Genomic DNA, 26,544 nt, shown 5'->3' with positions numbered 1-26,544 from the left:
ACAATGAAAAGGGGGAGTAAAGGTGAAAAGAGGGAAAAGAAAATGGCTATTTTTCCTATTGTTCCTATTCCTATCATTCGCTTTAGTTGCTTGTTCAGGGAATAATGAAAAGGCGGGCGGAAATAGTGACGATGGGAAGGATGAGGTAAAAGATACACCGAAAGAACTCGTATTCGGCCGTGGGGGAGATTCCACATCCCTTGATCCGGGTGCCACGACAGAAGGTGAAGCTTTTAAAGTAACAGTAAATATTTTTGAAAACTTAATAAATTTTGGTGAACAAAACACGGAATTAGAACCCGGTCTGGCTGTAGATTGGAACGTCTCGGATGATGGATTGGTTTACACCTTCCAACTACGGGAAGGGGTTAAATTCCATGACGGAACCGATTTTAATGCCGAAGCCGTCGTCGTAAACTTCGAACGTTGGAAAAATGGTAATGCTGGTACTTCGGGAGATCAAACACCTTTTCCATATTATCAGTCCATGTTCGGTGACAACATCGAAAAAGTGGAAGCGACCGGTGAATATGAAGTTCAGTTTACTCTGAAACATCCACAAGCTGTCTTTTTAAAGAATATTGCGATGTCACCATTCGCTATTACGAGTCCAGCAGCATTGGAAAAATACGGGGATAAAATCAATGAAAACCCGGTTGGAACGGGACCATACAAATTTGTTGAGTGGCAACGAAATGATCGAATCGTTATTGAAAAATTCGATGATTATTGGGATTCGGAATATCCGAAAATTGATAAGATTATTTTCAGATCCATTCCAGATAATTCGGCTCGCCTGAATGCCTTAAAAACAGGCGATGTAGATTTAATCGATGGAATTAATTATAGCGATGTAGCAGCGATTGAAGCAGATTCCAATTTACAAATTTTCACTCGACCGTCGATGAATGTCGGTTACCTCGGATTGACTACGACAAGGGGACCACTTCAAAATAAATTGGTTCGCCAAGCATTGAACCATGCTGTCGATAAAGAAGCAATTATTGCGGCCTTTTACGAAGGATATGCAGAACCTGCGAAAAACCCGATGCCCCCTGTTATTTCAGGATATAATGACGATATCGAGGATTATCCGTATGATTTAGAGAGGGCAAAGGAATTGTTAGCGGAAGCGGGTTACCCGGATGGATTCGAAATGGAACTATGGGCGATGCCTGTTCCACGTCCATACATGCCGGACGGTCAAAAGGTTGCCCAAGCGATTGCAAATACGTTTGAACAAATTGGTGTGAAAGTGGAGATCGTTTCGTATGAATGGGGTACGTATTTAGAAAAGACTGCAGCTGGAGAAGCAGACGCCTTCATGCTCGGATGGACAGGCGATAATGGTGATGCGGACAACTTCTTATATACACTGCTAGATAAAGACAATATAGGTACGAATAATTATACGTATTACTCCAATGATGAGTTACATGAGATTTTAGTTCAAGCACAAAGGGTATCCGACGAGGAACAAAGAGTTGAGCTGTACAAAAAAGCCCAAGAGATTATTAAAGAGGATGCCCCTTGGATTCCGCTCGTTCATTCCCAACCGTTGTTGGCGGGAAGAGCAGATATTAAAAACTTCTTGCCCCATCCGACCGGTTCGGATCGCCTGCACAAAGTGGAATTCGGGAACTAACGGATAATTTCAGGAAGGGGGCAAATCGCTCCCTTCTTCCTCTATCGTTCTTTTTTCATTCAAATATGCGTACGTTTTACGGTTATAGTAAATATACAGCAAGTGAATTTGCTTTGAAAGAAGGGATCGGAAATGTATGCCTATATAATTAGACGTTTACTTACATTGATTCCAGTCTTACTAGGGCTTACATTAATCGTTTTTTTAATGATTCGGGCGATTCCGGGAAATCCTGCCCATATTATATTAGGACAAGCAGCAACGGAAGAATCAATCGAAGCTTTAAATAAAAAATTAGGTCTAGATCAACCGTGGTATGTCCAATATTTCAAATACTTAGGAGGACTGTTGACAGGTGATTTAGGGGACTCGATACGGACCGATTCCCCCATTTCAGAACAAATTTGGCCCTATTTGGCGGGAACGATTGAATTAGCCCTCGTTGCTATGCTTATTGCTGTTTTTATCGGTGTAAATGCTGGAATTATTAGCGCATGGTTTCAAAATTCTTGGTTTGATTATGCATTGATGTTGCTTGCATTAATTGGTGTATCCATGCCAATTTTTTGGCTCGGATTATTGGAACAGTGGATTTTTGCAGTGAATCTCGATTGGTTCCCAACAGGTGGACGGGATAATGTTCGTAATCCGGTTGAACCAATTACCCATCTATATATAATTGACACGATTATTCAAGGGGATACGGAAAAACTCGTCGAGGTGATTAGACATTTAGTTTTGCCTGCAGTCGCCCTTGCAACAATCCCAATGGCGATTATTGCCCGTATTACCCGATCGAGTATGCTCGAGGTAATGAGAACGGATTATATCCGAACAGCAAAGGCAAAGGGTATGAAGATGTTCTGGGTCGTGTATAAACATTCTTTAAAAAATGCCTCCATTCCGATTTTGACTGTAATCGGTTTACAACTCGGTCTATTGCTCGGCGGTGCAATTTTAACAGAAACGATCTTTAGTTGGCCAGGAATCGGTCGATATATTTACGATGCGATTAATTATCGGGATTATCCGGTTGTACAGTCAAGTATACTAATCATTGCTTTATTTTTCGTCTTGATCAACTTAATTGTCGATATTCTCTATGCGATCATCGACCCGCGAATTAAATATCGATAAGGCGAAAAAGCTTTTACGGTAATTTCGATTCATTCGCAACAGGTAGGTGAAAGATGTGGCAGATATTTCAACGGATAAAATGGAAGTCAATTTAGAAGAAGAACAAGTAATTTCACCTTGGAAGGAAGCGTGGCGAACCTTCCGAAAAAATAAATTAGCATTGGTCGGTGGTGGAATCGTTACATTTTTTATCCTTTTGGCGATTATTGGGCCGTTTGTCGTACCGGAAGGAATCGATGATCAAAAGTTGACAGAGGCAAGGCTTCAACCCCCCTCTGCTGAATATTGGTTTGGTACCGATGACTTCGGTCGGGATATATTTTCACGGGTGGTTCACGGGGCGAGAATTTCCTTATCTGTCGGCTTTTTCTCGGTTATGGGTTCCATCATCGTTGGGAGTTTTTTAGGCATTTTAGCCGGGTATTATCGCGGAATCGTGGATGGGGTTATTTCTCGTATTTTCGATATTATGTTAGCATTTCCAAGTATTCTTTTAGCGATTGGAATTGTCGCGGTTTTAGGACCGTCATTACAAAACGCATTAATTGCCATCGCCATCATTAATATTCCAACTTTCGGACGGTTGATCCGTTCGAAGGTATTAAGTGTAAAAGAAGAAGAATTCATATTAGCAGCCAAATCGATTGGTATGAAAGATACCCGCATATTATTTCACCATATTTTACCGAATAGTATGCCACCGATTATTGTACAAGGGACATTGGCGATTGCCACGGCAATTATTGAAGCGGCAGCGCTAGGGTTCCTTGGTTTAGGCGCAAGGTCACCAAAACCAGAATGGGGTAGGATGTTAGCCGACTCACAAGCCTATTTCATTAACGCTCCTTGGATGATGATTTTTCCAGGATTGGCGATCATACTCACCGTTTTAGGATTTAACTTGCTCGGTGACGGTCTCCGGGATGCATTAGATCCGAAAATGAAAACGTGATTCAAACAAAATGCTCTCTTTAGGCGATGTGCCTGGAGAGTTTTATTTTGAAAAAAGGACATCGATTCAAATGAAAAAAGCAACAACCTGCCAATTGGTTGTTGCGGAAATTTTTTTATGGGACGATTGTGACTGGGCAAGGGGCATCATGAAGAACCCCGTAGCTAACACTGCCTAAAACGGCTCCTTTTAACGGACCTAATCCACGGGAGCCGATCACGATGCAACAGGCGTTCAACTCATTAGCGAGTTTGATAATTTCGATTTTTGGGGAACCGATGCGAATAAATACTTTGATTTCAACATTTCTTTCCTTAATATATTCTTTAGCCCGATTTAAAACTTCCATACCCATTTCTTTTAAGTAAGTATCGACTTCTTCTTTTAATAGAAATCGTTCGGTACTCGGTGTATGGATATTCGGCTGAACATTTAAGATGGCGATGGAAAAGTTGTTACATTCCGCTAATTTTATGGCGAAATCAAGGGCGCGGTAAGAGTGACTAGAATCATCAACAGGAACGAGAATCGTATTTTTCATATTTTGCGGGCCTATGTTGGATCAAAGCTGCGTAAAAGCCCTTCCTCCTTCCGAAAATATATTCTCTTCTCTTTTCTATTATTCGACAAAAACATCGTTATTTCCTATTAAAAGTGTAAAAATTCACAAAAAATTGATTTTCAGTGATAATTTCACCCGATTGATGGGAAAATAACATATACGTTTATGGATCAGGCTAAAATAAGAAAAGGAAGGGTTTGTAAAAAATTGAACGAATTGTAAATCTTAGTACAGACTAAAAAAACAGGTCATTTTTATATGATACAATAGAAGAAAATGGGAAACCTTAAATATTGAAAGGTAAGGAATGGTGAAAACATTTTGGACAGTCTTTGGACTTCAATTTTGATCGTTTTCATATTAATTATTGCAAATGGTATTTTTGCGATGACCGAAATTGCGATAGTGACATCGAAAAAGGGAAGGCTGGAAATTTTAAAGGAAAAGGGAAATCGAAATGCCGACTATGCACTAAAATTGGCAAATAATCCAAACCAGTTGCTATCAACGATTCAAATAGGAATCACATTGATCGGTGTTGTGACAGGGGCCTTTGGAGGAGCGAAAATTGCCAATCAATTATCCGAATACGTGGAACAGATTTCAGTTCTTTCTCCCTTTTCCTACGAATTTAGTATCATTATTGTCGTTGGTCTGAGTACCTTTTTGTCCCTCGTTATTGGAGAACTTGTACCGAAGAGAATCGGTATGTCCAATCCGGAAAAGATGGCTTGTATAGTAGCCAAGCCGATGTATTTTTTTTCGAAAGTTGGAAAGCCTCTAATTTGGATTTTAAGTAAATCAACGGAATCTCTTTTAAAACTTCTCGGAGTGAAACAATCGAGTCGGCCGGCTATAACGGAGGAAGAAATTACCCAATTAATTGAACAAGGTGTTTACAGCGGTGTCGTAGAAGAAATTGAACACGAAATAGTAGAACAAGTATTTTATATGGGAGATAAACGGCTCGGGGATATTTTAACCCCGAGAACTCAAATCGTTTGGATCGATTTGGAAAAACCGCTGGAGGAAAATTTAAAAACAATAGCAAAAAGTGTTCACTCAAAGTTTCCGGTAGCTCGAGGGAGTTTAGACGATTTTGTTGGAGTGATTCATACAAAAAACGTTCTCCCGAAACTATTGGCAAAGGAACCGATTGTATTGGAAGAATGTATCGAAGACACCCTTGTCCTCCCAGAGCCGATGAAAGTGTTCCAAGCTCTTGAAGCATTAAAAAAATCCGGTCAACATGAAGCAATTGTGATCGATGAATACGGTGGAATCGAAGGTTTTGTTACGCTCCACGACTTTATGGAAAATATTGTCGGCGATATGCCTTTAAAGGAAGATCATACAGAACCGAAAATTGTTCAACGGGATGACAATTCATGGTTAGCCGATGGTCTTATTTCCGTCGATACTTTCCGTCGATACTTTGATTTGGAGGATGTACCATTTTTGCGAGGTGGGAATAATTTCCATACTCTCGGTGGATTTATAACGATGCAAATTGGTGACATCCCGAAAGTAAACGATACAGTAGAAATTGAAGATTTAAAATTAGAAGTGGTCGATATGGATCATGTTCGAGTAGATAAAATTTTAATTACGAAATTAGAAAAGAAAAAGGATCCACAATTGGAGGAATAAATCATAAATCGATATAAAAAAGGATGGTCCATCGTCAGGACCGATAACCGGTGCCACGATTGAAGAGACCATCCTATTCGTACGAAACATCAAGCATTTTCCGAAGCTTTCTCAACTCTTCTTCGATATTTTGCAAAACCTTTTCTCCTTGACCTATGGATCCCCCGACAGCTGTTGCCTTTTCTACATCAGCTTGAATACGAACGTAATCGCTTTTCAATTCCTCAATCCTCTGGAAAATTTCTTCCCTAGTCAAAGCCTTCACCACCATGTTTTCTCATATGAAAGATTGGTTTTTATAAACCGTATACGTTTCCATCATACCATGAATAAGAAAAATCACCTATAAAAAAACTCCTTACGACCTTTGAAAAAAGGGTAAGGAGGATGGCAGCAATAATCAATGAAATCGTTAAGCCATTTGTAACATTTTTTCTAACATGGTTCCATTTTTTGCATAATTCAAATGGAACGAAAATGCCTTTTCTAAATTATGAGGTGTTTGACCTCCATTGGCCAAAGCCTCTTGATAATAATCGAGTAATTGTTGTTTATACATCGGATGGGCAAGTTTTTCGATAATCAATGGTGCTCGTTCCCTCGGGGCTAAACCACGCAAATCTACATAACCTTGTTCCGTTACGATCACGTCAACATCGTGTTCCGTATGGTCTACATGGGATACAAACGGAACGATACTTGAAATTTTCCCGTCCTTTGCAATCGATTTTGTAACGAAGATAGAAAGACGGGCGTTTCTTGCAAAGTCACCTGACCCACCAATTCCATTCATCATATTCGTACCGAGGACGTGGGTTGAGTTAACATTTCCGTATATATCAACTTCCAAGGCGGTATTAATAGCGATTAAACCGAGACGTCGGATGATTTCCGGTAAATTGGATATTTCTTGTGGTCTAAGTACTAACTGATCTCGATACTTATCAAAGTTACTATATACTTGGTTTGCCTTTTCTTCCGACAACGTAATGGAACATCCAGAAGCAAATTTCACTTTCCCAGCGTCAATTAAATCAAAGACTGCATCTTGTAATACTTCGGAATAAATTTCTAAATCGGAAAACTCCGAAACTAACAAACCGTGTAATACAGCGTTGGCAACGGAACCGATTCCCGATTGGAGTGGAGCCAATCGTTCTGTCAATCTGCCCGACTCAATTTCTTTGCGTAAAAACTCTATTAAATGGTCCGCAATTTTTTGTGTTTCATCATCAGGTGGAACAATGGTTGACGGGGAATCCGGTAAATCCGTAATTACGACTCCTTTTATTTTATTTAAGTCTACTGGAATTCCAGGTGTCCCGATGCGATCGTTTCCTTTTGTCAGTGGTACCCAACTTCTTTCCCCTTGTTTTCCTAATTCATAAATATCGTGAACACCTGCCAATTCGGACGGATGGGCAGTATTTAATTCGATAATCACATTTTCCGCTTTTTCGACGAAAATAGGCGAGTTTCCTACCGAAGTTGTTGGTATAATCAACCCGTCTTCGGTTACGGAAATGGCTTCAATAATGGCATAGTCGATTGTTTCCAAAATATCAGCACGAATCAATTCGGCTGTATGGGATAAATGTTGGTCGACAAAGAGCATTTCCCCTTTGTTAATTCGTTTCCGCATCGTAGCATCTGCTTGGAAGGGCAATCTTTTTAACACTAATCCGTGTTCCGCCATTAATTTATCCACATCGGAACCTAGAGAAGCTCCAGTGTAAACGTTTACTTTTAAAGGATTAGATTTTGCCCGTTCGACTAAAGCAAGAGGAACTGCCTTTGCGTCTCCTGCCCGTGTAAAACCGCTTAACCCCAATGTCATACCATCTTCAATCCATGATGTCGCTTCCATTGCAGAAACAATTTTCCCGTGAAGCGCTTTCGGTAATGCATCTAACACTTTTTTCTCCACGCAAATCCCCTCTTTTGCATAGTTTGTACGAATCATAGCAGAAAAAAAGAGGGGAATCTGCAAAAATCGAACAAAACACAAAATTACGCATTAATATAGTAAAAAAGATAACTAAGACATAAATAGGTGGTTTTTAAAACATTAAATGTCTTCGAAAGGAACTAGCATATTTTTGGCTAACAGGTACCCGGTCGCCATTGTTCATAATAAGTAAAAAGGTAGAGTGAAAATCCGGTTGAATTTCCTGTATTTGATTAATGTTCACAATGAACGATCGGTGACAGCGAATGAACTTGTCCGTTGGTAAAAAGGTTTCCAAGATCGATAAACTGTATTTATGGAATCCCTTTAAATCATTGGTAACAACTTTTGCCTTTCGGTTTTCTGCTTCCAAATAAAGGATTTTATCCATTGAAACAGGAAACCATCGATCATCATTTTTTATCGTTAAAAAATGTGGGAGGGATAGCTTCCGCATAACCGGTAAAATAGCCGTAATGATGACATTTGGTTTTCCTTTGTTCAAGATAGGAACAGACAGACCATAATAGGAAGTACCGAAAACCGACTCATCAATAAGCGTAAAAATTTTTCGTTTGAGTAAAAGAGCTTGATACGTTGCCGACCCCTTTTTAATTTCATCTCCAGGTTCGATGTGTAAATCAATGACATCGCTCGGCTGATAATAGATGAAATTTTTTTGATTAGCAATAGCAATTGATGTTTCCTTTGGTAAAAGTTCCGTAAAGGTGTTTAAAATCCCCTGAATGGAGTGGGAAACCATTCCTTATCCCCCTTTTACATTAGAAAAATTGATTATTCGTAACAAAAGCAATTTTTCAAGTTTATTATACGATATATGGCTGTTTTTTTGCGGGATGTTGCTTACAAATAGGAGAACCTTTTATTCTAAGTAAATCACGAGTCCATTTTCCTATCTAATTTCGAATATGGTACAATAATTATAATCCACGAAGAGGAATGTCGAAATAATCATTTCGTAAATAATAAAGCCATAGGAGGTATGTGGAATGTCGAGTAACACTTTGCAATCCTTCCTTACAGAAAATTTACAGGATTTAAAAGATCGGGGTCTGTATAATGAAATTGATCCTTTGGAAAGTGCGAATGGACCGGTCATTCGTATTCAAGGAAAAGAATTAATCAATCTATCATCTAACAATTATTTAGGATTGGCTACGGATGAACGATTAAAGGCAGTTGCAAAAGAGGCTATCGATCGATACGGCGTAGGTGCGGGTGCTGTTCGAACAATTAATGGTACATTGGATATTCACGTCAAATTAGAAGAGACGATTGCAAAATTTAAAGGAACGGAAGCGGCGATTTCCTATCAATCCGGTTTCAATTGTAATATGGCAGCGATTTCAGCGGTGATGGATAAAAACGATGCGATTTTATCCGATGAATTAAACCATGCATCCATCATTGACGGTTGCCGATTGTCAAAGGCGAAAATTATTCGTTTCAATCATTCCGATATGGACGACTTGCGCAAAAAGGCAAAAGAAGCGAAGGAGTCTGGAAATTATAAGAAATTAATGGTTATTACAGACGGGGTTTTCTCCATGGATGGGGATATTGCGAAACTTCCGGAAATCGTTGAAATTGCAAATGAATTTGATTTAATGGTTTACGTCGATGATGCCCACGGTTCTGGGGTTCTAGGCAAGGGGGCAGGTACGGTTAAACATTTTGGCCTTCAAAATGAAGTCGATTTCCAAATTGGCACCCTATCGAAAGCGATCGGTGTCGTCGGTGGTTATGTGGCTGGAAAACGGGAATTGATCGACTGGTTAAAAGTTCGCTCTCGCCCATTTTTATTCTCTACGGCTGTTACACCTGCTGATGCTGCGGCAGCAACGAAGGCGATTGAACTTTTGATGGAAAGCACGGAATTAAATGATCGGTTATGGGAAAATGGGAATTATTTGAAAAAAGGATTACAACAACTCGGCTATGATATCGGACAAAGTGAAACACCGATTACCCCTTGTATTATCGGGGATGAGAAATTGACCCAAACGTTCAGTAAGCGGCTGTATGAAGAAGGTGTATACGCTAAATCGATCGTTTTCCCAACGGTACCGAGGGGAACGGGTCGTGTGCGAAATATGCCGACTGCAAGCCATACGAAAGAAATGCTCGATCAAGCCCTTTCCATATATGAAAAAGTCGGAAAAGAACTCGGTGTCATTTCTTAAAGGTCCGATACTCGTCAAAATATAAGTTGAATACGTGTTATTTTGCAACAATCGATTTGTGACTTTGAAAATGAAAACATATAAGGCTGACGGAGGAAAAGGAATGAAGCGAATTCTAGTTACGGGAGCCCTCGGACAAATCGGTTCCGAATTGGTTTTAGAATTAAGGAAACAATATGGAGCAGAAAATGTGGTGGCAACCGATATTCGAAGGGAAGAAAATGAGGTAACAACAAGTGGTCCTTTTGAATTGCTTGATGTTTTAGATGGCAAAAAAATGGCGGAAATTGCGAACAAATATCAGGTCGATACGATGATTCATCTGGCCGCTTTGCTCTCAGCAACCGCGGAAAAAAAGCCCCTTCTTGCCTGGAATATTAATATGGGTGGACTTGTCAATGCGTTGGAAGTGGCAAGGGAATTACAATTGCAGTTTTTCACCCCGAGTTCCATCGGTGCCTTTGGTCCATCGACACCTAAGGACAACACGCCCCAAGATACGATTCAAAGGCCGAATACGATGTACGGGGTAAATAAAGTAGCAGGGGAATTACTATGTGATTATTATTTTCAAAAATTCGGCGTAGACACACGGGGGCTTCGTTTTCCAGGGTTGATCTCTTACGTTACTCCCCCAGGGGGTGGTACGACCGATTATGCAGTCGAAATTTACTATGAAGCGGTAAAACGAAAAAAATATACTTCCTTTATTGGACAAGGTACATATATGGACATGATGTATATGCCCGATGCAATACAGGCGATTATTCAATTGATGGAGGCAGATCCGGCAAAACTCATCCATCGGAATGCATTTAATGTGACAGCGATGAGTGTGGCACCGGAACACTTTGAAGCGGAAATCAAGAAACATATTCCTGAATTTATTTTAGAATATGATGTGGATCCGGTTAGACAGCAAATCGCAGAAAGCTGGCCAAATTCCCTTGATACAACCGCAGCTGAAGAAGAATGGGGATTTCAAGCTAAGTTCGATTTATCAAAAATGACAAAGGACATGTTGGAAAAGTTGAAAGTAAAACTCAATCAAAAATGACCGAACCAGGGATTAGAAAAGGATGTTTCTCTTAATGAGGAGCGTCCTTTATTTTTTTTGAAAGGGAGAAAACGAACGATTGATAAAATATGAATATTGTTATATAATATATATAACAGATAGATGTCATAGGAGATGAAAACAATGATTTTAACGATCGATTTCCAATCGGATTTTCCAATATATAAACAAATTAAACATCAAATTATTGAGGGAATCGCAAAGGGAGAATTAAAGCCGGGGGATCCACTTCCTTCCGTACGAATGTTAGCCCAAGATTTAGGCGTCAATATGCATACGATAAACAAAGCTTATCAATTATTAAAGCAAGAAGGGTTTATCCAAATTCACCGGCAACGGGGAGTTGTCATCCAATCGGAAGGATTCCCAACATTGACGGAAGAATATTTAAAAAATTTAGAAGAACATTTACGTCCCCTCATCGGTGAGTCGATTTGTAGGGGAATGAAGGAAGATGCGTTCATCAACTTATGTCAGACCATTTTTAAACAAATGGAAAAAGGAGGAAAATAAAAATGATGGAACTTTCTTTGTATATCATTTTCGCTTTAATCGTTATTATCGCTTCCATTACCCCGTACATTACGAGAAAAACGGAAAGTTTCGGCGTATCAATCCCTTCCGATTATTATCATCATCCGATTCCCAGCCGTTTTCGGAAACATTATTTTTCCCAATCGTTCATCTTAGGCATAGTATTCACTATATTATTTCTTTTCATCGAAGGGGAAATGGGAACAGATCGTTTCGTCATTGTGTATACTGTAGGCATTTTTATGTATTTGATTCTCACCTTTTTTGTGTATTACCGTTATCACCGACAAATGAAGCAATTAAAAGAAAAGGAAAACTGGAAGGAGAAGAAAAAAGAAGTAGTAGCAGTAGACATTCAATTTTATAAGAAAAAGAAGACATATTCAAATATATGGTTTATTATTCCACTCATCATTACCATCGCTACAGCAGTATGGCTATTAATCCGGTTTGAAGATATCCCTGAGAAAATCCCTATGCAGTACAATCTTGATGGAGAAGTGGTTAATTGGATGGAAAAATCAGTTGGAACGATCCTATTGTTTCCGTTAATCCAGTTTTTTTTAATCGGTTTGTTTTTATTTATCAATATTGTAATTGAAAGAAGTAAACAACAAACGGATCCGGCTAATCCAAAAGATTCCATCCAAAAAAACATGATTTTTCGAAAACGTTGGTCTCTATTTACGATTGTCTCATCTACGGCTCTCGTCTTAATATTTTCCATACCACCCATATCCTTCTTATATCCAATTGATTCACAAATTTTATTTGTCATAACAATGGCAATTACGATATCAATTGTTATAGGCGCCCTTTTATTAGCGGTAACAACAGGTCAAGGGGGCAGTAGAATAAAATCGGTTAACGGCGGGACTGAAGAGTTCATGAATCGGGATGATGATCGTTATTGGAAATTAGGTCAGTTTTATTTTAATCCGGAAGACCCGGCGGTTTGGGTGGAAAAACGGTTTGGCGTAGGCTGGACAGTTAACTTTGCGAGACCGATCGCATGGATCATATTAATTTTGATTGTTGCTGTCCCCATTTTAATCACAATCTTGTTAGTATAAAAAGAAGATAATCCGATGAATCAAAAATTATGGAAAGGTTTCTTTTTTATCTCGAAATCGGGCGAATTAGTATCCAAATGATCTATCCAATCCAAAAAATTGCCATTATGGTAAGAATAGAAAATGGAAAACTTCAAAAATCATTTGTTGGTGGAAGTAATCACGATTCTAATTTTCATATGGGTCCTTTCTTTATAAACGGAAAATAACGAGCCTAAGACGAACAATCAATCCGTTCTTAGGCTTTTTTAATATGGTCGAATATTAATAAAAACGGATGTTATTGTCGAGGGATAATCAAATAAAGATCGATTATGAAGGGAGATTCCCTTTTTTCCATCGGTTTGAAATTGAAGGAAAGAAAGGGTATAGTAAAAGAAAATGAATGATTGTTCATTCAAAACAAAGGAGGGGAAAAGGTTGAATTTGGAAAATATGTCTATGAAGGATCTTTGGATAACGATATCAAAAACATTAAATGATAACCCAAAACCTTTTTCAGATTTAAAAGGGGTCTATCAATTCGAACTTCAAGGGAAGGAACAGACGGAAATTTACCAATTGTCCTTTGAAAACGGCGTAGCAAAATGGTCAGAAGGAGTGGAAAGAAGGGCGGATGTCGTATTGGAAATGAAAGAAAGTGATTTCCCGTCGTTTTTAACAGGAAAATTGAAGGGAATGACTGCTTATATGACCGGGAAGTTAAAAATAAAGGGAAATATTTCCCTTGCAATGAAATTAGAAAGCCTTCTTAAGCAGTATTCATTGTAAAGGGGAAAGGGTGCATATGTAAAACTGGATATGTACCCTGTTTAATTAAAATAGGAAATGGGAAATGAGGACGATCACAGGTAAGGTAATCAATGTTCTTTCCAAGAAAATAATTACGAGATCTTTAAATTGAACTGGCACTTTCGAACCGAGTAGCAAGCCCCCAACTTCTGATAAATAAATTAATTGAGTGACGGAAAGGGAAGCGATAATAAATCTCGTCATTTCGCTTTCAATCCCACTTCCGATAATTGAAGGGAGAAACATATCGGTAAAGCCAATGAGCATCGTTTCAGACGCCGCCTCTGCTTCGGGTACTTGCAAGACTTCTAAAATTGGAATAAAAGGTAAACCGATCCATTGAAAAAAGGGTGTGTATTCCGCAATCATTAAAGCGATGGTTCCGATGGCCATAACGACCGGTACGACACCGAGCCACATGTCTAAAATATTTTTTCCACCTTCAACAAAATATGCTTTTATTCCTTTATTTTTTTCTGCTTGTTTTAGCGCACATTCCCATCCCCAACGAAGGGGTGTATATCCCTTTGGAATCTCTTCCATATGATCGGCCTTTTTTCCATTTACGTACGTGTTCGGTTTTTTCGATAAAGGGGGGATTCTCGGCATAATGATTGCAGCGACAAGCCCAGCAAACAGAACGGTTAAGTAAAAGGGAACAAACAAATCTTCGAGCCCGACAGTTGATATGACAACGAGGCTAAAAGTAATCGATACGACGGAAAAGGTAGTACCAATTGTGGCTGCTTCCTTTTTTGTGTAAAAACCGCTTTCGTACTGTTTACTCGTTAGCAAAACTCCGATCGTCCCGTCTCCGATCCACGATGCTAGGGCGTCGATGGATGAACGACCGGGCAGCTTAAACAACGGTCGCATTACCTTTGTTAATAGGGAGCCGAAAAACTCAAGTAAACCGAAATTTAATAATAAGGGTAAAAATAATCCTGCGAAGAAAAAAACGGAAAAAAGAGTCGATAAAAGACCTTCATCATTAAGCAGTAAACCTCCTGTATTTTCAGACCAAATCGCTTCAGGTCCTATACGGAAATACGTTGCGTAAGCGAATAGGACGGCGATTGCTCGAATGAGGACCCAAATATGTGAAACATTGAATAAATTATTCCAAAAAGATGACTGAACCATCCAATTTGGGGACCAGATTTTCCCAATGAGGGTACCGACGAAAGTAATCGTAATAAAAATTAACATAATACTTGGAATCAATCCGTACAAAAAGGTTTGCAATGATTGAGAAAATATGGCAATAGGAATCGTAATTTGACCATCAACACTGATTGGAAACATGAATAAAAACACTCCGATCAGTGAAGGTGTTAAAAATGTTAGAATGGTTGGTAATGATTTTGTCCTTTTCATAATGGCTCCTTTCGAATGCAAACATCTAATATCTATTATAAAAGAAAAAATAAAAAAGAAAAAATTTCTTTTTATACATAAATCAATGATTGTTCAGTCGAATTATGATTAAATGAAGATAGATCATATGAATGATTTAATTTGGAGGTTTTGATTATGTATCAACCGAATAGTGAAAAGACGATGGAACTAATTCAGTCACTCGTTTCCATACCGAGTCCGACAGGAAATACAGGAAAGGTCATCATGTTTGTAGAGGAATTTTTCCAAAACCTTGGCGTGCAAACGGTACGTAATCGAAAAGGTGGACTCATTGCTACCATCAAAGGAGAAAATGACGAGAAACATCGTATGCTAACCGCCCACGTGGACACTTTAGGGGCGATGGTTAAGGAAATTAAAGGGAATGGTCGACTCCGTTTAGACTTAATCGGTGGTTTTGCTTGGAACTCGATCGAAGGGGAATATTGTCAAATTGAAACGAGATCCGGGAAAGTTTATACCGGTACAATTCTTATGCACCAACAATCGGTTCATGTGTATAAAGATGCAAAGACAGCGGAACGAAACCAAACAAATATGGAAGTCCGCATCGATGAAAAGGTGGAAAATGCTGAGGATGTACGAGCCCTTGGAATCGAAGTGGGAGATTTCGTTTCCTTTGACCCCCGCATCGAAATTACCGACTCCGGTTTTATTAAATCCCGTCATCTCGATGATAAAGCTAGTGTCGGAATATTGATGGCACTCATTGAACAATTGGTAAAAAATAACGTTCGTCTCCCCTTTACGACCCATTTTCTGATTTCTAATAATGAAGAAATTGGTTACGGAGGTAATTCAAATATTCCTCCTGAGACCGTAGAATATTTAGCGGTCGATATGGGAGCGATGGGAGATGGACAATCCACCGATGAATATACCGTATCCATATGTGTGAAGGATGCAAGCGGTCCGTACCATTACGGCCTTCGGAAGCATCTCGTTGAAATTGCTGAAAAAAATGGGATTGAATATAAGCTAGATATTTATCCTTATTACGGATCCGATGCATCAGCAGCCATTAGAAGTGGTTATGATATTATCCACGGTTTAGTCGGCCCGGGAATCGATTCATCCCACGCCTTTGAAAGAACGCATAAATCTTCCCTCGAACAAACGGAGCAACTATTGTATTATTATCTCTTATCCGATATGGTTGATTGAGTAAAATATTTTACCCCCAGTTTCAATTTGAAGCTGGGGTTTTTGTTGTTCTTCAATATGTATATAGTAAAAATATGATTTGAAAAAGGTCGATCGTTTTACTTTAGTTAACTACCCCGTATCGGTTAAGATCGGTTTTCACCGAGACGAGTCCTTATCTTCCTTTTCAGTATGGTTATCGTTTTTGTTCAAATTTTGGGAAGCTCCCATTTCTGGGGGAGAGTCAATCAGTCCATTTATAAGACCAAAACCGTTCGTAATGTAACCATTTGAAAGCATCGGGATCCTTTTTATTCAATTTTTTTGAGAACTCATCGTAAAAAAGAGCTGTTTGCGTTTTGTGGGCTCGAATTGTTGCAAGTTTTTGTTCAGCAAACGCCGATACGTCGATAATGACATCTGGGCTTCCCAATTCCTTTTCACAATTGTTGGAAAAAGCGACGCAGTACAGTTTTGGACGCAATTCCTTCGGTAGACGTCCAACTGCTGAGACGACAGCCCGCCCTGTTGCATCATGATCAGGATGAACCGAATACCCTGGATAGAAAGTAATGACAAGTGACGGGTTCAGTTCAAGGATCATTTTGTAAATCAAGTCGGTTAATGTTTTTTCATCTTCAAATTCGATCGTTTTATCGCGAAATCCGAGCATCCTTAAATCTTGGATTCCTAATGCTTTTGCAGACGCCATTAGTTCTTTTTTACGGATTGTTGCCAAGGATTCCCTCGTGGCAAAGGGAGGATTCCCGAGGTTACGCCCCATTTCTCCTAAAGTTAAGCAAGCATAAGTTACCGGTGTTCCCTTTTGAACGTGATAAGCGATCGTTCCCGAAACTCCGAAAGCTTCATCATCCGGATGGGGAAATACGACAAGTACGTGTCTTTCCTTTTCCATCAATTTTACCCCTTTCCAAATTAAGATTCGTTCAATTAATCAAAAGGTGTTTCGCTTAATTCAAGGGCGATCGCCAACTGTCCTTTTGAATTTAATCCTGCCATTAATAACCTCCCCTTTTCATCCCGTTCAAAATGGGTAAGTCCCTCTCCATAAACCCACCCTGAATCAAGCTTTAATCCGATTCGATACGGTCCTTCTCCAGTAATTTTCCCTAGGGAAAAGCGAATCTTTGCGTTTCGAATAAACGCCCCTGCATTAAGAAAGGATTCGTCTTTATGGGAAGCATAGGCACCGTTTGTCGTTTCTAAATGGATAAAAATCTCCTTGTTGGCAAAGGAATCTATATAGTTTTGCACGATGGTTTTATCGATCAATTGCATTCAGCCAATCCCCCTGAATCGTTAGTCGGTTTATTATTAATAGTTTACTAAAAAATGAGAAATGAAGAAAGTTTCGATCAAACATAGAGATAATAATTCGAAGGAAAGGAAAAACAGGTGTTCATAAGGAGAACACCTGTGGGAGGAAATCATTATTTATGAAATCAATCCTTTATTGGGAAATCAGTTTTACTTCCGGATTTTCCCCTTGGAAACGATTGAAGGCGCCATGCATAACCGGTCCAACGAATTGATTTAATCTCCAACCGTTTTTAATCGCTGCTGAAACAAATTGTTTTGCATGGACGACCGAGTCAAGGACGGATTTTCCGAGGGCCAAATTTGCGGTAATCGCTGCAGCAAAAGTACAACCAGCCCCATGGTTATATGTCGTTTCAATTTTTTCCGTTTCAAGAATGACAAACTCTTTACCATCGAAAAATAAATCGATTGCCTTTTCGTGGGGAAGTTGTTTTCCTCCTTTAATCACCACATGTTTGGCACCTAAATCGAAAATTTTTTCCGCTGCCTTTTTCATATCATCGACGGTTTTAATTGGACCGATTTTCGATAGTTGCCACGCTTCAAAAAGGTTTGGCGTTGTAACGAGGGATCGAGGTATAAGCAATTCCCTCGATGCATCGACCGTTTCGGGTAATAAAACTTCATCTTCCCCTTTGCAGACCATCACCGGATCGATGACAACGTTTTTCAAATGGTATTGATCGATATATTTGGCTCCGAGTTCAACGATTTCCACCGTGCCAAGCATACCGGTTTTCATTGCGTCAATTCCAGTGGAAAAGGCCGTTTCTAATTGGGCATCCACTGCGTTCGTTTCGATTGGGAAAACGTTATGCTTCCACCCATTGTTTGGATCCATTGTTACAATGGAGGTTAGGGCGGTCATTCCGTATACTCCATATTCTTGAAAAGTTTTCAAATCAGCTTGAATGCCTGCTCCACCACTTGTGTCGCTACCAGCTAACGTTAATGTTTTTTTCAGTACCAATGTAAATCCCCCTTAAATCAAGGCAAAGCTTGATCAGATGTTTGTTCCAATTACCATTATTATATCAATTATTTCATAATCTACAATGAAATGGAAATTTCGATTCGTCTGATGAATTTTATTAATATAATTATAAAACGCCATTGAATTCTTTAAACTGTTTCGGTGTCATTCCAGTTATTTTTTTAAATAAGTTCGTATAATAGCTTTGATTGCAAAAATGGAATAAATGGGCAATATCGGAAATCGAAAGATCGGTATGCAATAAAAAATATTTTGATTCCTCCATTCGCTTCCGGTTAATATAATCCGTTAAGGTGGTTCCCGTTTCCTTTTTAAAAGTTGTGGATAAGTAGCTCGGACTGACATATAGCTCTTCAGCAATGGTTTGTAAAGATAAATCTTTTAAAATATTCTCATGAATATATGCAATTGTTTTGTTAACAATACTTTTGTAGTTTGGTGTTTGTTCACTTTTTAACGTATGGATAAAACTGTACACCATATCGATTTCAAATTGATTTAACTGATCCACATCATTTAACTGCTCGATTTTTCGAATCAATACATCACTTAAATTATAGGCGATTTCCGGGTGAACACCGCCGCGGATAATCGCTCTTGTAAAAAGGGTACAGGAGGCGATTAGGGAATTTTTTACAGAACGGACTTCATGGGCAGCTAACTTCGCCCGTTCCAGTTTGTTAATTTCTTTTAAAGCAGCAATCGCTTCCTCCGTATTCCCTAATTGAATGGCATTTACTAATTTTTCTTCCAATTGGAAAGGAGGGTGGAAAAATTCATTTTGCCGATTTTCAATTCTTGCTTTGTAAAATTGTCGAATGATTGCCTGCTGTAATTTTTGATCCAAAGGGCCCACCTACTTTAATAAAAATTTTAACAAATATATAAAATTTTTAATATAATTGTAAGCGATTTCAGTATATTATTCAACATATAAAACCATAAGGGGGTTAAAAAAATGAAAAAATGGTTAAGTCGTTTTTTGGTTTTTTCTTTAGCTCTTTTTCTATTAGCTGCTTGTTCAGGTAATGGGGATGAAAGTGGTAGCGACGAAGGAGGAACGGACGAAACATCTGAACCAACCGTCATTAAATTCGCCGCTCAAAACGATAATACTCCAGCAACGCAAGCAGTAATCGATGCATTTAACAACAGTCAAGATCAATATAAAGTCGAATGGGAAGTTATGACGAATGACTCGGGTCAAATGCATGACCAATTGTTGACTTCTTTATCGAGCGGTTCCGATGAATACGATGTTCTTTCCTTAGACGTTGTATGGGCTGGTGAATTTGCCGGTGCAGGGTATTTGGAACCGATCGACACGTTTATGAATGATGCAGGTTTGAATAAAGGAGATTATAACGCTGGTTCTATGGCATCTGGGAACTATAAAGGGAAACAATATACATTGCCTTTCTTCCCTGACCTCGGTTTATTGTATTACCGTAGCGATATCTTGAGCGAGGAAGATGCGGCAAAATTAGAAAGTGGTAACTATACGTATGATGATTTGGCTGCCATGGCTGAAAAATATGTGGGAGAACAAGATACGAAATACGGTTTTGTTTATCAATCGGCTCAATATGAAGGTTTAACGGTTAATTTAACCGAATTTACCGGTGCTTTCTCTGACTTGAAAGGCGGCCTTCAAAAAATGTATGAATTTACAACGGCTGATTTCACTCCAGAGGATATATTGACATACACCGAAGGAGAAACTCATACGGCCTTTGAACAAGGACTAAGTGTATTTGCACGGAATTGGCCCTATGCTTACGGACGGATTCAAAGCGGTGAAGATGGTGTAAACCTTTCCTTAGATCAAGTTGGCGTAGCACCACTTCCAAACGGTAGTGCAGTAGGTGGCTGGTTATTGGCAATTAATAGCTCTTCGAAAAATATTGACGGCGCTTGGGAATTTATTAAATTTGTCGCTGGAGAAGAAGGACAAAAGATTATGTCTACAGAAGGCGGATATTTACCGGGGTACAATCCATTGTTGTCCGATCAAACGGTGATTGATTCCAACGCCTTACTTAGCTTTGAAGGATTTAAAAATGCTTTAGGAAATACGATTGCTCGTCCTGTATCACCAGACTATTCGAAGATTTCCGATACGATTCAAGTACATGCCCACAAATATTTAAGTTCTGGGGAAGATTTGGATGGAGCGGTTCAAGCCATTGAAGAAGGTTTAAGCGAATAAAGATTGATGCTCATACGGATAGAGCAAATATATGGAAGGGGCTCTAAATGATAGGGCCCTTTTTTCAAGAATGTTTTCGAAAATAAGGGTACGGTTTGAAACGATCAAGTAACATGCCCATTCGAATGTCCAATCTAATAGAAAGGAGTGGCCTGTATGAAAAAAATGGGATGGAAGGGCTCCCTATTTATTTTGCCGACCCTCATATTAATTGCAATCTTTTCATTATGGCCCGTTATTCAATCCTTTACGTATACGTTTTTTGATTATCGATTAAACAATCAACAAAAATCCGGCCTATATTTGAACCAACGGTTTAATACGGATTTATTTAATGAAACATCCTTTTACGTCACGATGTTTTTGGAAGAAGATTTGCCGAATATTACGGATGCAGAGGATCAGGAAAGTGCACAGGTAATGATTGATCAAATTCACGAAGTAAGTGCCCAGTACGCAGATTTAGAAGGAGTTATCAAAATTAGCGACCAGCAAAGGGAGGAAATCGTTCACCTTCACGATGAAGCAACAAATTTGATTTCGGAATTCAATGAAAAATATACCTTGATAAATGGTGAGAACCTTGTACTGCTTATTGACGATTTCCAAAATAGTATCATTCCAAGTAATTTTATCGGACTGAAATCGTATAAAGATGCCATAACAGACAAACGGGTTCATACCGCTTTATGGAACACCGTATTTTTTACCGTCGTTTCCGTATTTTTTGAATTTATTTTCGGCTTAGCTTTAGCTCTCATTTTAAATAAGGCGATTTCTGGTCAAGGACTCATTCGTGCCACATCACTAATTCCATGGGCGATACCAACAGCTGTTGCCGCGCTCATGTGGGGGTATTTATACGACGGAAGTTTCGGTGTTGTCGCGGCCTTTTTTGAGAAGATCGGATTGATCGAAAACTCAACGGATTTATTACAATCAGCTAGCGGGGCGATGTTTGCGACGATCCTAGCAGACGTATGGAAAACAACCCCTTATATGGCTTTATTACTTTTGGCAGGGCTACAAACAATACCATCTAGTCTGTATGAGGCAGGTGCCATTGACGGCGCAGGGAAAATACAATCCTTTTTCCGAATCACCCTACCACTTTTGAAACCGTCGATTTTAGTTGCATTACTATTTCGGACCCTCGATGCCTTCCGAGTATTTGACTTGATTTTTGTTTTAACGAATGGAGGTCCCGGGGGATCGACGGAAACCCTTTCCATCTATGCTTATAAAGCGATGTTCGGACAAACGAATTTCGGATACGGTTCGGTGATCGTGATGATTATGTTTGTTTGTGTTGCTATCATTGCGATTATTTTCGTCAAGTTCCTCGGTGCGAATTTAATGGAAAAAAATTAACGAAAAGGGTGGTGAACGAAAATGGATCAACAAAATGGAAAACTAAAAGCACTCGGAATCGCCGTGATCGTTGCCTTCTTGTTTGCGATGGTTTTCCCGTTCCTATGGATTTTTATTACTTCCTTTAAAACTACGGGGGAAATCTACGGCGCAGGTGCCTTTAATATCATTCCAGAAAATCCAACTTTAAATAACTATACGACCGTTCTGTTTGAAAAAGGGATTATGAACGCAATTAAAAACAGTTTTATCGTCGCATCCGTTACGACGATTTACATTATATTCGTTGCAACGTTAAGTGCGTATGCCATTTCCAGATTCGAATTTCGTGGAAAAAACGTATTGCTCGGGTTGATTTTAGCCGTATCCATGTTTCCACAAATGATCGTTACAGGACCTGTGTACAATTTATTTATGGACTTGGGCTGGACGAATAGTTATATGATCGTTTTACCATATTCGACGATCACGCTACCGACAGCCGTTTGGATTTTAGTGACCCATTTCAATCAAATTCCCCTCGCTTTGGAAGAATCGGCAAAAATTGACGGAGCATCTCCTTTACAAACATTGTTTCGAATCGTCTTTCCTTTAGCAGCGCCTGGTGTTTTTACAACTGCCATTATCGTTTTTATCGCTGCATGGAATGAATTTTTATTGACGATTACATTGAATGCGGATCGGGCTTATCATACCGTTCCCGTCGCCATCTCTTTCTTACGAACCCAATTTGAAATTTTATGGGGTCAAGTGACGGCAGCGACAACGATTGTGACGATACCAACATTGATTATCGTATTGTTATTCCAAAAACAAATTGTTGCCGGTTTAACGTCCGGAGGGGTAAAAGAATAAGTTATCCGATTACTGAATGGAAGAATAGAAAGGAAAAAGATACTAAGAACAAAGCAAGCATATTAGTACAGGAGTGTTGCAACAATGACTTGGCAAATTCGCAGTCGATCATTGAAACCTGAAGATCTATTAGTTGAAGAAAGCCTCTTTTCTTTAGCCAATGGCTATTTAGGAGTTCGGGGGAATCTAGAGGAAGGACTTTCTAATTATGAATCGATTAAGGGCACCTATTTAAACGCCTTTCACGATGTCGTTGAAATTCCGTATGGAGAAAAATTATACGGATTTCCAGACACGCAACAAAAAATGGTTAATGTAATCGATGCCCAGTCGATTCAATTTTTTTTCGGTGAAGATGAAGAACCGTATTCTCCATTACAAGGGGATGTGATTCATTATGAACGGATATTGCATATGGATAAAGGCTATTCGGAGCGAATGATTCAGTGGCGTTCTCCTAAGGGGAAGGAAGTAAAGATTCGGTTTATTCGACTTGTTTCTTTCCAAAAAAGGGAATTGTTTTCGATTTTTGTTGAAATCATTCCGGTTAATTTTTTTGGCAAAGTAAAGGTCGTTTCATCTGTGAACGGAGATGTATCAAACTATGTAAATAGCAACGATCCCCGCGTCGGGAGCGGTCATGCAAAATTATTGAATACGAAAGTTTGCGAACGCCTCGGGGATTATTTAACCGTTGTTAACGAAACGAAAAAAACGAAATTTCAAGTCGCTTGCGTCACCTCCCATAGGTGGGAAGAGGGTCAACAATCGATCGAAACAAATGGGAATGAACTAACGGTCACGAACGTATTTCAATTAAGTAAACCGACCGTTTTTGAAAAACGAAATGTATATGTCGATACACTTCGACATGGAGACGAACTGATTGAAAAGGGGATATCTCTCCAAGAACGATGGAAACAAATGTCAATGGAGGAACTGTTAACTGAACAGAGGAAATATGTTACACAATTTTGGGATCATGCTGATGTAAAAATTTACGGAGATGAAAAGGTACAGGAAGGCATCCGTTTTAATTTGTACCATTTACTCCAGTCGGCAGGACGGGATTCCTACTCGAACATCGCTGCCAAGGGGCTGTCAGGGGAAGGGTATGAAGGCCATTATTTTTGGGATACGGAAATTTATATGGTTCCTGTCTTCCTCATGACGAAACCAGAGTTGGCAAAGCAACTATTACTGTATCGATATTCCATTTTAGATGCAGCGAGAAAACACGCAAAAATCATGGGCCATCAAAAGGGAGCTCTATTTCCGTGGAGAACGATTTCCGGTAGCGAATGTTCTTCTTATTTTCCGTCCGGTTCCGCCCAATACCATATTAGTGCAGACATCGCTTATAGTTTCGTCCAATATTATTTAGCAACAGGGGATGAAGCATTTTTCGAAACGTATGGTGCCGAACTATTGTTTGAAACGGCCCGAATTTGGATTGAAACGGGTCATTTCGCAGAAGACGGATTCCGAATCGATGCGGTCACAGGTCCGGATGAATATACATGTATCGTGAACAATAATTACTATACGAACGTGATGGCAAAATATAATTTAGAATGGGCGACAAAATTATACGATCGTCTCGATGCAAAGGGAGATAAATATTTTCACACGTTAAAAACGAAGTTGAATTTGAAAAAAGAAGAAAGGGATCTATGGGAAAAAGCCGCAAAGGAAATGTATTTGCCCTACGATGAAAAGTTAAAAATTAACCCGCAGGACGATACATTTTTACAAAAGGCGAAGTGGGATTTTTCCAGAACCCCGAAGGAAAACTATCCACTTTTACTCCATTACCATCCATTGACAATTTACCGGTATCAAGTATGTAAACAGGCGGACACGGTATTGGCCCATTTCCTTTTAGAAGATGAACAAAGTATGGAAACCATTCGTCATTCGTACCATTATTATGAAAAAATCACGACCCATGATTCCTCCCTTTCCTCTTGCATCTATAGTATTATGGCGGCAAAGATCGGGGAAATGGATAAAGCCTACCACTACTTTACGGAAACGGCCCGACTCGATTTAGATAATACCCATAAAAATACGAAAGACGGTCTTCATTTGGCCAATATGGGTGGGACGTGGATGGCCATCGTGTTCGGTTTTGCCGGTATGCGAATTAAAGAATCCGGATTGCATTTTCACCCGAGGTTACCAAAACGGTGGTCGGGTTATGAATGCAATATGCAATTCCGTTCCCGATATATAAAAGTAAAGGTTTTCAAGGAAAGGACGGAAATCTCAATCAAAGGGAATCCATTGGAATTGACCGTATCCGAGCGAAAATATCTTGTAAAAGAAGGAGAGCCGCTAGTGATCCCCACAAATGAATAATCCAAAAAACAGACGGGACTGTTCGATCAGTCCTGAAGTTGATGAAAGGAAAGGTGGCGGTGACTCCAGCGGGAACAGCACGAGCCGATGACCCTACAGGAAAACTAGCCAGTCGGGTGTGCACGCGGAAAGGGACGCCATCGAAATGAAATCTATCGAATTTCATTTACGAAGAAAGGGGCTGTACGTTTTGGCAGCCCCGTTTTTAATGGGCTTTTTTCATCCCTTGTACTAAAATTGACTTAAAAAATGAATAAAAATAGCCTCCAATTCCGTATATGCAAGTGACGATCTATATTTTCTGAAAAGTCATCTTCTAGTAAATCGACTTCTTGCAAAAATCTCTATCCGCATCGAAAAATCACGAAATCAATTATACTATTTTAAAAAAACAAAGCCTAATTCATAGAAAAATAAACGAGGCAAGGGGGCGAGGTTCATATGACATCAAAGGAAGAGAAAATGAAAGAAGAAATCGAACAAATAAAAGAAGAATTGAAACGGACGAAGATGGAATCCGCAGCGACTGTAGCCACGATGGATCAGACGAGACATAAAATTTCGTTACGGTGGTTGAAACGAACGAGTATTCTCATTGGAATTGTGCTTGTGATCGTTCTTCTTTTCTTTGCAATCTTTTCAATTCGATCCGCCTTGACGAAGGAAGGAACGGTTACGAATACCGTTTCCAGTTTCGCCGAACAAATTCAACAATTATCATCCCTCACAACTGCTAAAGCATATATGAAGGCCGTTGTTGAACAGGAAGATAATGAATTGTTTGGAAGAAAAATCGATGCGAACATTCCTGGAACGAAAAGAAAGACGTTACTCATCATTCCAGGGGAAGTGACAGCAGGGGTCGATTTGAGCAAAGTTCAGGAAGATGACGTTCAAATTGATGAAGAAAGGAACATCATCCAGTTGACTTTACCGAAGGCCGAAATTATTCAACAGCCGTCTTTAGATTTTTCTAAAGCTCAAGTGTATTCATCGGAAGGGCTATTTCGGGGAAAGGCGGATATAGAAGAAGGATATGAAATGGCTGAACTCGCTCGGGAGCAAGTTCTTCAAGAAGCAATTGAGCAAGGGTTGCTTCAATCAGCGGAAGAACAGGCGGAAAGGGTGATCGGGACGTTTTTCCGCCAATTCGGTTATGAAACAAAGATTCAATTTCAGTCGGAAAAATAATGCGGTGAGAAAGGGAAGTTTGAAAAGGTTCACTCGTTAAAAAAACGTTAAACATTGGTATAGGACATGTCATATATGGAAAAGG

General features: G+C 39.4%; 24 protein-coding genes. 15 read left to right on the top strand and 9 right to left on the bottom strand.

The window, feature by feature from the left end:
- The first annotated feature begins 22 nt into the window (after window positions 1-22).
- From OE105_RS11835 to OE105_RS11825, 3 genes are all read left to right on the top strand, one after another.
- Window positions 23-1,645 (top strand): ABC transporter substrate-binding protein, encoded by a 1,623-nt coding sequence (locus OE105_RS11835; RefSeq protein ID WP_275420379.1) that lies wholly within the window; start codon window positions 23-25, stop codon window positions 1,643-1,645.
- Between the two features lie 132 nt (window positions 1,646-1,777).
- A complete protein-coding gene (locus OE105_RS11830) occupies window positions 1,778-2,782 on the top strand; it encodes an ABC transporter permease (protein WP_275420378.1) in 1,005 nt (334 codons plus the stop codon).
- A gap of 79 nt (window positions 2,783-2,861) precedes the next feature.
- Window positions 2,862-3,734, top strand: a complete 873-nt coding sequence (locus OE105_RS11825; protein ID WP_275422182.1) for an ABC transporter permease — start codon at window positions 2,862-2,864, stop codon at window positions 3,732-3,734.
- Between the two features lie 115 nt (window positions 3,735-3,849).
- On the opposite strand, the gene OE105_RS11820 is transcribed toward OE105_RS11825, so the two are convergent.
- The gene (locus OE105_RS11820) at window positions 3,850-4,275 is read right to left on the bottom strand and encodes a universal stress protein (protein WP_275420377.1); all 426 of its coding nucleotides are present in this window, start codon (window positions 4,273-4,275) and stop codon (window positions 3,850-3,852) included.
- A 342-nt stretch (window positions 4,276-4,617) separates the two neighbouring features.
- Here OE105_RS11820 and OE105_RS11815 point away from each other — a divergent pair, with 342 nt between their 5' ends.
- Window positions 4,618-5,946, top strand: coding sequence for a hemolysin family protein (locus OE105_RS11815; RefSeq protein WP_275420376.1), 1,329 nt, complete (start codon window positions 4,618-4,620; stop codon window positions 5,944-5,946).
- Window positions 5,947-6,019: 73 nt separating this feature from the next.
- On the opposite strand, the gene OE105_RS11810 is transcribed toward OE105_RS11815, so the two are convergent.
- The 3 genes from OE105_RS11810 to OE105_RS11800 form a co-directional block, all read right to left on the bottom strand.
- Window positions 6,020-6,202, bottom strand: a complete 183-nt coding sequence (locus tag OE105_RS11810; protein ID WP_420842535.1) for an SE1832 family protein — start codon at window positions 6,200-6,202, stop codon at window positions 6,020-6,022.
- Between the two features lie 156 nt (window positions 6,203-6,358).
- Entirely contained in the window at window positions 6,359-7,813 is a 1,455-nt protein-coding gene (locus OE105_RS11805; RefSeq protein WP_275422180.1) for a succinyl-CoA:acetate CoA-transferase ScpC, read from the bottom strand.
- A 193-nt stretch (window positions 7,814-8,006) separates the two neighbouring features.
- The gene (locus OE105_RS11800) at window positions 8,007-8,657 is read right to left on the bottom strand and encodes a LytTR family DNA-binding domain-containing protein (protein WP_275420375.1); all 651 of its coding nucleotides are present in this window, start codon (window positions 8,655-8,657) and stop codon (window positions 8,007-8,009) included.
- 247 nt (window positions 8,658-8,904) lie between these two features.
- On the opposite strand from OE105_RS11800, the gene OE105_RS11795 reads away from it, so the two are divergent.
- The 5 genes from OE105_RS11795 (at window position 8,905) to OE105_RS11775 (ending at window position 13,554) form a co-directional block, all read left to right on the top strand.
- The gene (locus OE105_RS11795) at window positions 8,905-10,098 is read left to right on the top strand and encodes a glycine C-acetyltransferase (protein WP_275420374.1); all 1,194 of its coding nucleotides are present in this window, start codon (window positions 8,905-8,907) and stop codon (window positions 10,096-10,098) included.
- 103 nt (window positions 10,099-10,201) lie between these two features.
- The gene (locus OE105_RS11790; protein WP_275420373.1) at window positions 10,202-11,155 is read left to right on the top strand and encodes an L-threonine 3-dehydrogenase; all 954 of its coding nucleotides are present in this window, start codon (window positions 10,202-10,204) and stop codon (window positions 11,153-11,155) included.
- A gap of 144 nt (window positions 11,156-11,299) precedes the next feature.
- Window positions 11,300-11,689 carry a GntR family transcriptional regulator gene (locus tag OE105_RS11785; protein WP_275420372.1) on the top strand — a complete coding sequence of 130 codons (390 nt, stop codon included), beginning with the start codon at window positions 11,300-11,302 and terminating at the stop codon, window positions 11,687-11,689.
- Window positions 11,690-11,691: 2 nt separating this feature from the next.
- Entirely contained in the window at window positions 11,692-12,783 is a 1,092-nt protein-coding gene (locus OE105_RS11780) for a DUF1648 domain-containing protein (protein WP_275420371.1), read from the top strand.
- A gap of 420 nt (window positions 12,784-13,203) precedes the next feature.
- A complete protein-coding gene (locus OE105_RS11775) occupies window positions 13,204-13,554 on the top strand; it encodes an SCP2 sterol-binding domain-containing protein (protein ID WP_275420370.1) in 351 nt (116 codons plus the stop codon).
- A 45-nt stretch (window positions 13,555-13,599) separates the two neighbouring features.
- Here OE105_RS11775 and OE105_RS11770 read toward each other — a convergent pair whose 3' ends face one another.
- Window positions 13,600-14,952, bottom strand: coding sequence for a YjiH family protein (locus tag OE105_RS11770; protein WP_275420369.1), 1,353 nt, complete (start codon window positions 14,950-14,952; stop codon window positions 13,600-13,602).
- A gap of 156 nt (window positions 14,953-15,108) precedes the next feature.
- Here OE105_RS11770 and OE105_RS11765 point away from each other — a divergent pair, with 156 nt between their 5' ends.
- Window positions 15,109-16,158 carry a M42 family metallopeptidase gene (locus OE105_RS11765; protein WP_275420368.1) on the top strand — a complete coding sequence of 350 codons (1,050 nt, stop codon included), beginning with the start codon at window positions 15,109-15,111 and terminating at the stop codon, window positions 16,156-16,158.
- Window positions 16,159-16,381: 223 nt separating this feature from the next.
- On the opposite strand, the gene bshB2 is transcribed toward OE105_RS11765, so the two are convergent.
- The 4 genes from bshB2 to OE105_RS11745 all read right to left on the bottom strand — a co-directional run bounded on the left by bshB2 (window position 16,382) and on the right by OE105_RS11745 (window position 19,328).
- Window positions 16,382-17,053, bottom strand: a complete 672-nt coding sequence (gene bshB2, locus OE105_RS11760) for a bacillithiol biosynthesis deacetylase BshB2 (protein WP_275420367.1) — start codon at window positions 17,051-17,053, stop codon at window positions 16,382-16,384.
- A gap of 35 nt (window positions 17,054-17,088) precedes the next feature.
- The gene (locus OE105_RS11755) at window positions 17,089-17,436 is read right to left on the bottom strand and encodes a YojF family protein (RefSeq protein ID WP_275420366.1); all 348 of its coding nucleotides are present in this window, start codon (window positions 17,434-17,436) and stop codon (window positions 17,089-17,091) included.
- A 172-nt stretch (window positions 17,437-17,608) separates the two neighbouring features.
- A complete protein-coding gene (gene pdxK, locus OE105_RS11750; protein ID WP_275420365.1) occupies window positions 17,609-18,448 on the bottom strand; it encodes a pyridoxine/pyridoxal/pyridoxamine kinase in 840 nt (279 codons plus the stop codon).
- 130 nt (window positions 18,449-18,578) lie between these two features.
- Window positions 18,579-19,328, bottom strand: a complete 750-nt coding sequence (locus OE105_RS11745) for an AraC family transcriptional regulator (protein WP_420842534.1) — start codon at window positions 19,326-19,328, stop codon at window positions 18,579-18,581.
- A gap of 102 nt (window positions 19,329-19,430) precedes the next feature.
- Here OE105_RS11745 and OE105_RS11740 point away from each other — a divergent pair, with 102 nt between their 5' ends.
- The 5 genes from OE105_RS11740 (at window position 19,431) to OE105_RS11720 (ending at window position 26,459) form a co-directional block, all read left to right on the top strand.
- Window positions 19,431-20,681, top strand: a complete 1,251-nt coding sequence (locus OE105_RS11740; protein WP_275420363.1) for an extracellular solute-binding protein — start codon at window positions 19,431-19,433, stop codon at window positions 20,679-20,681.
- A 156-nt stretch (window positions 20,682-20,837) separates the two neighbouring features.
- Window positions 20,838-22,052: a carbohydrate ABC transporter permease gene (locus OE105_RS11735; RefSeq protein WP_275420362.1), complete on the top strand. Its 1,215-nt coding sequence runs from the start codon at window positions 20,838-20,840 to the stop codon at window positions 22,050-22,052.
- Window positions 22,053-22,073: 21 nt separating this feature from the next.
- Window positions 22,074-22,907 (top strand): carbohydrate ABC transporter permease, encoded by an 834-nt coding sequence (locus OE105_RS11730; protein WP_275420361.1) that lies wholly within the window; start codon window positions 22,074-22,076, stop codon window positions 22,905-22,907.
- Window positions 22,908-22,991: 84 nt separating this feature from the next.
- Entirely contained in the window at window positions 22,992-25,268 is a 2,277-nt protein-coding gene (locus OE105_RS11725) for a glycoside hydrolase family 65 protein (RefSeq protein WP_275420360.1), read from the top strand.
- A 441-nt stretch (window positions 25,269-25,709) separates the two neighbouring features.
- Window positions 25,710-26,459, top strand: coding sequence for a DUF4230 domain-containing protein (locus OE105_RS11720; protein WP_275420359.1), 750 nt, complete (start codon window positions 25,710-25,712; stop codon window positions 26,457-26,459).
- Window positions 26,460-26,544 lie beyond the last annotated feature (85 nt).

Source organism: Fervidibacillus halotolerans (assembly GCF_026547205.1).
Lineage (GTDB): Bacteria > Bacillota > Bacilli > Bacillales > Caldibacillaceae > Fervidibacillus > Fervidibacillus halotolerans.
This window is presented reverse-complemented; position numbering and strand designations above follow the sequence as displayed.

Bases quoted from the DNA above. Each gene is read 5' to 3' on its own strand.
- OE105_RS11805 (WP_275422180.1), bottom strand. From the start codon at position 7,813: ATGGAAGCGACATCATGGATTGAAGATGGTATGACATTGGGGTTAAGC.
- OE105_RS11820 (WP_275420377.1), bottom strand. From the start codon at position 4,275: ATGAAAAATACGATTCTCGTTCCTGTTGATGATTCTAGTCACTCTTAC.
- OE105_RS11780 (WP_275420371.1), top strand. From the start codon at position 11,692: ATGATGGAACTTTCTTTGTATATCATTTTCGCTTTAATCGTTATTATC.
- OE105_RS11795 (WP_275420374.1), top strand. From the start codon at position 8,905: ATGTCGAGTAACACTTTGCAATCCTTCCTTACAGAAAATTTACAGGAT.
- OE105_RS11790 (WP_275420373.1), top strand. From the start codon at position 10,202: ATGAAGCGAATTCTAGTTACGGGAGCCCTCGGACAAATCGGTTCCGAA.
- OE105_RS11765 (WP_275420368.1), top strand. From the start codon at position 15,109: ATGTATCAACCGAATAGTGAAAAGACGATGGAACTAATTCAGTCACTC.
- OE105_RS11830 (WP_275420378.1), top strand. From the start codon at position 1,778: ATGTATGCCTATATAATTAGACGTTTACTTACATTGATTCCAGTCTTA.
- OE105_RS11735 (WP_275420362.1), top strand. From the start codon at position 20,838: ATGAAAAAAATGGGATGGAAGGGCTCCCTATTTATTTTGCCGACCCTC.
- OE105_RS11725 (WP_275420360.1), top strand. From the start codon at position 22,992: ATGACTTGGCAAATTCGCAGTCGATCATTGAAACCTGAAGATCTATTA.
- bshB2 (WP_275420367.1), bottom strand. From the start codon at position 17,053: ATGGAAAAGGAAAGACACGTACTTGTCGTATTTCCCCATCCGGATGAT.
- OE105_RS11720 (WP_275420359.1), top strand. From the start codon at position 25,710: ATGACATCAAAGGAAGAGAAAATGAAAGAAGAAATCGAACAAATAAAA.
- OE105_RS11740 (WP_275420363.1), top strand. From the start codon at position 19,431: ATGAAAAAATGGTTAAGTCGTTTTTTGGTTTTTTCTTTAGCTCTTTTT.
- OE105_RS11770 (WP_275420369.1), bottom strand. From the start codon at position 14,952: ATGAAAAGGACAAAATCATTACCAACCATTCTAACATTTTTAACACCT.
- OE105_RS11755 (WP_275420366.1), bottom strand. From the start codon at position 17,436: ATGCAATTGATCGATAAAACCATCGTGCAAAACTATATAGATTCCTTT.
- OE105_RS11800 (WP_275420375.1), bottom strand. From the start codon at position 8,657: ATGGTTTCCCACTCCATTCAGGGGATTTTAAACACCTTTACGGAACTT.
- OE105_RS11825 (WP_275422182.1), top strand. From the start codon at position 2,862: ATGGAAGTCAATTTAGAAGAAGAACAAGTAATTTCACCTTGGAAGGAA.
- OE105_RS11785 (WP_275420372.1), top strand. From the start codon at position 11,300: ATGATTTTAACGATCGATTTCCAATCGGATTTTCCAATATATAAACAA.
- OE105_RS11730 (WP_275420361.1), top strand. From the start codon at position 22,074: ATGGATCAACAAAATGGAAAACTAAAAGCACTCGGAATCGCCGTGATC.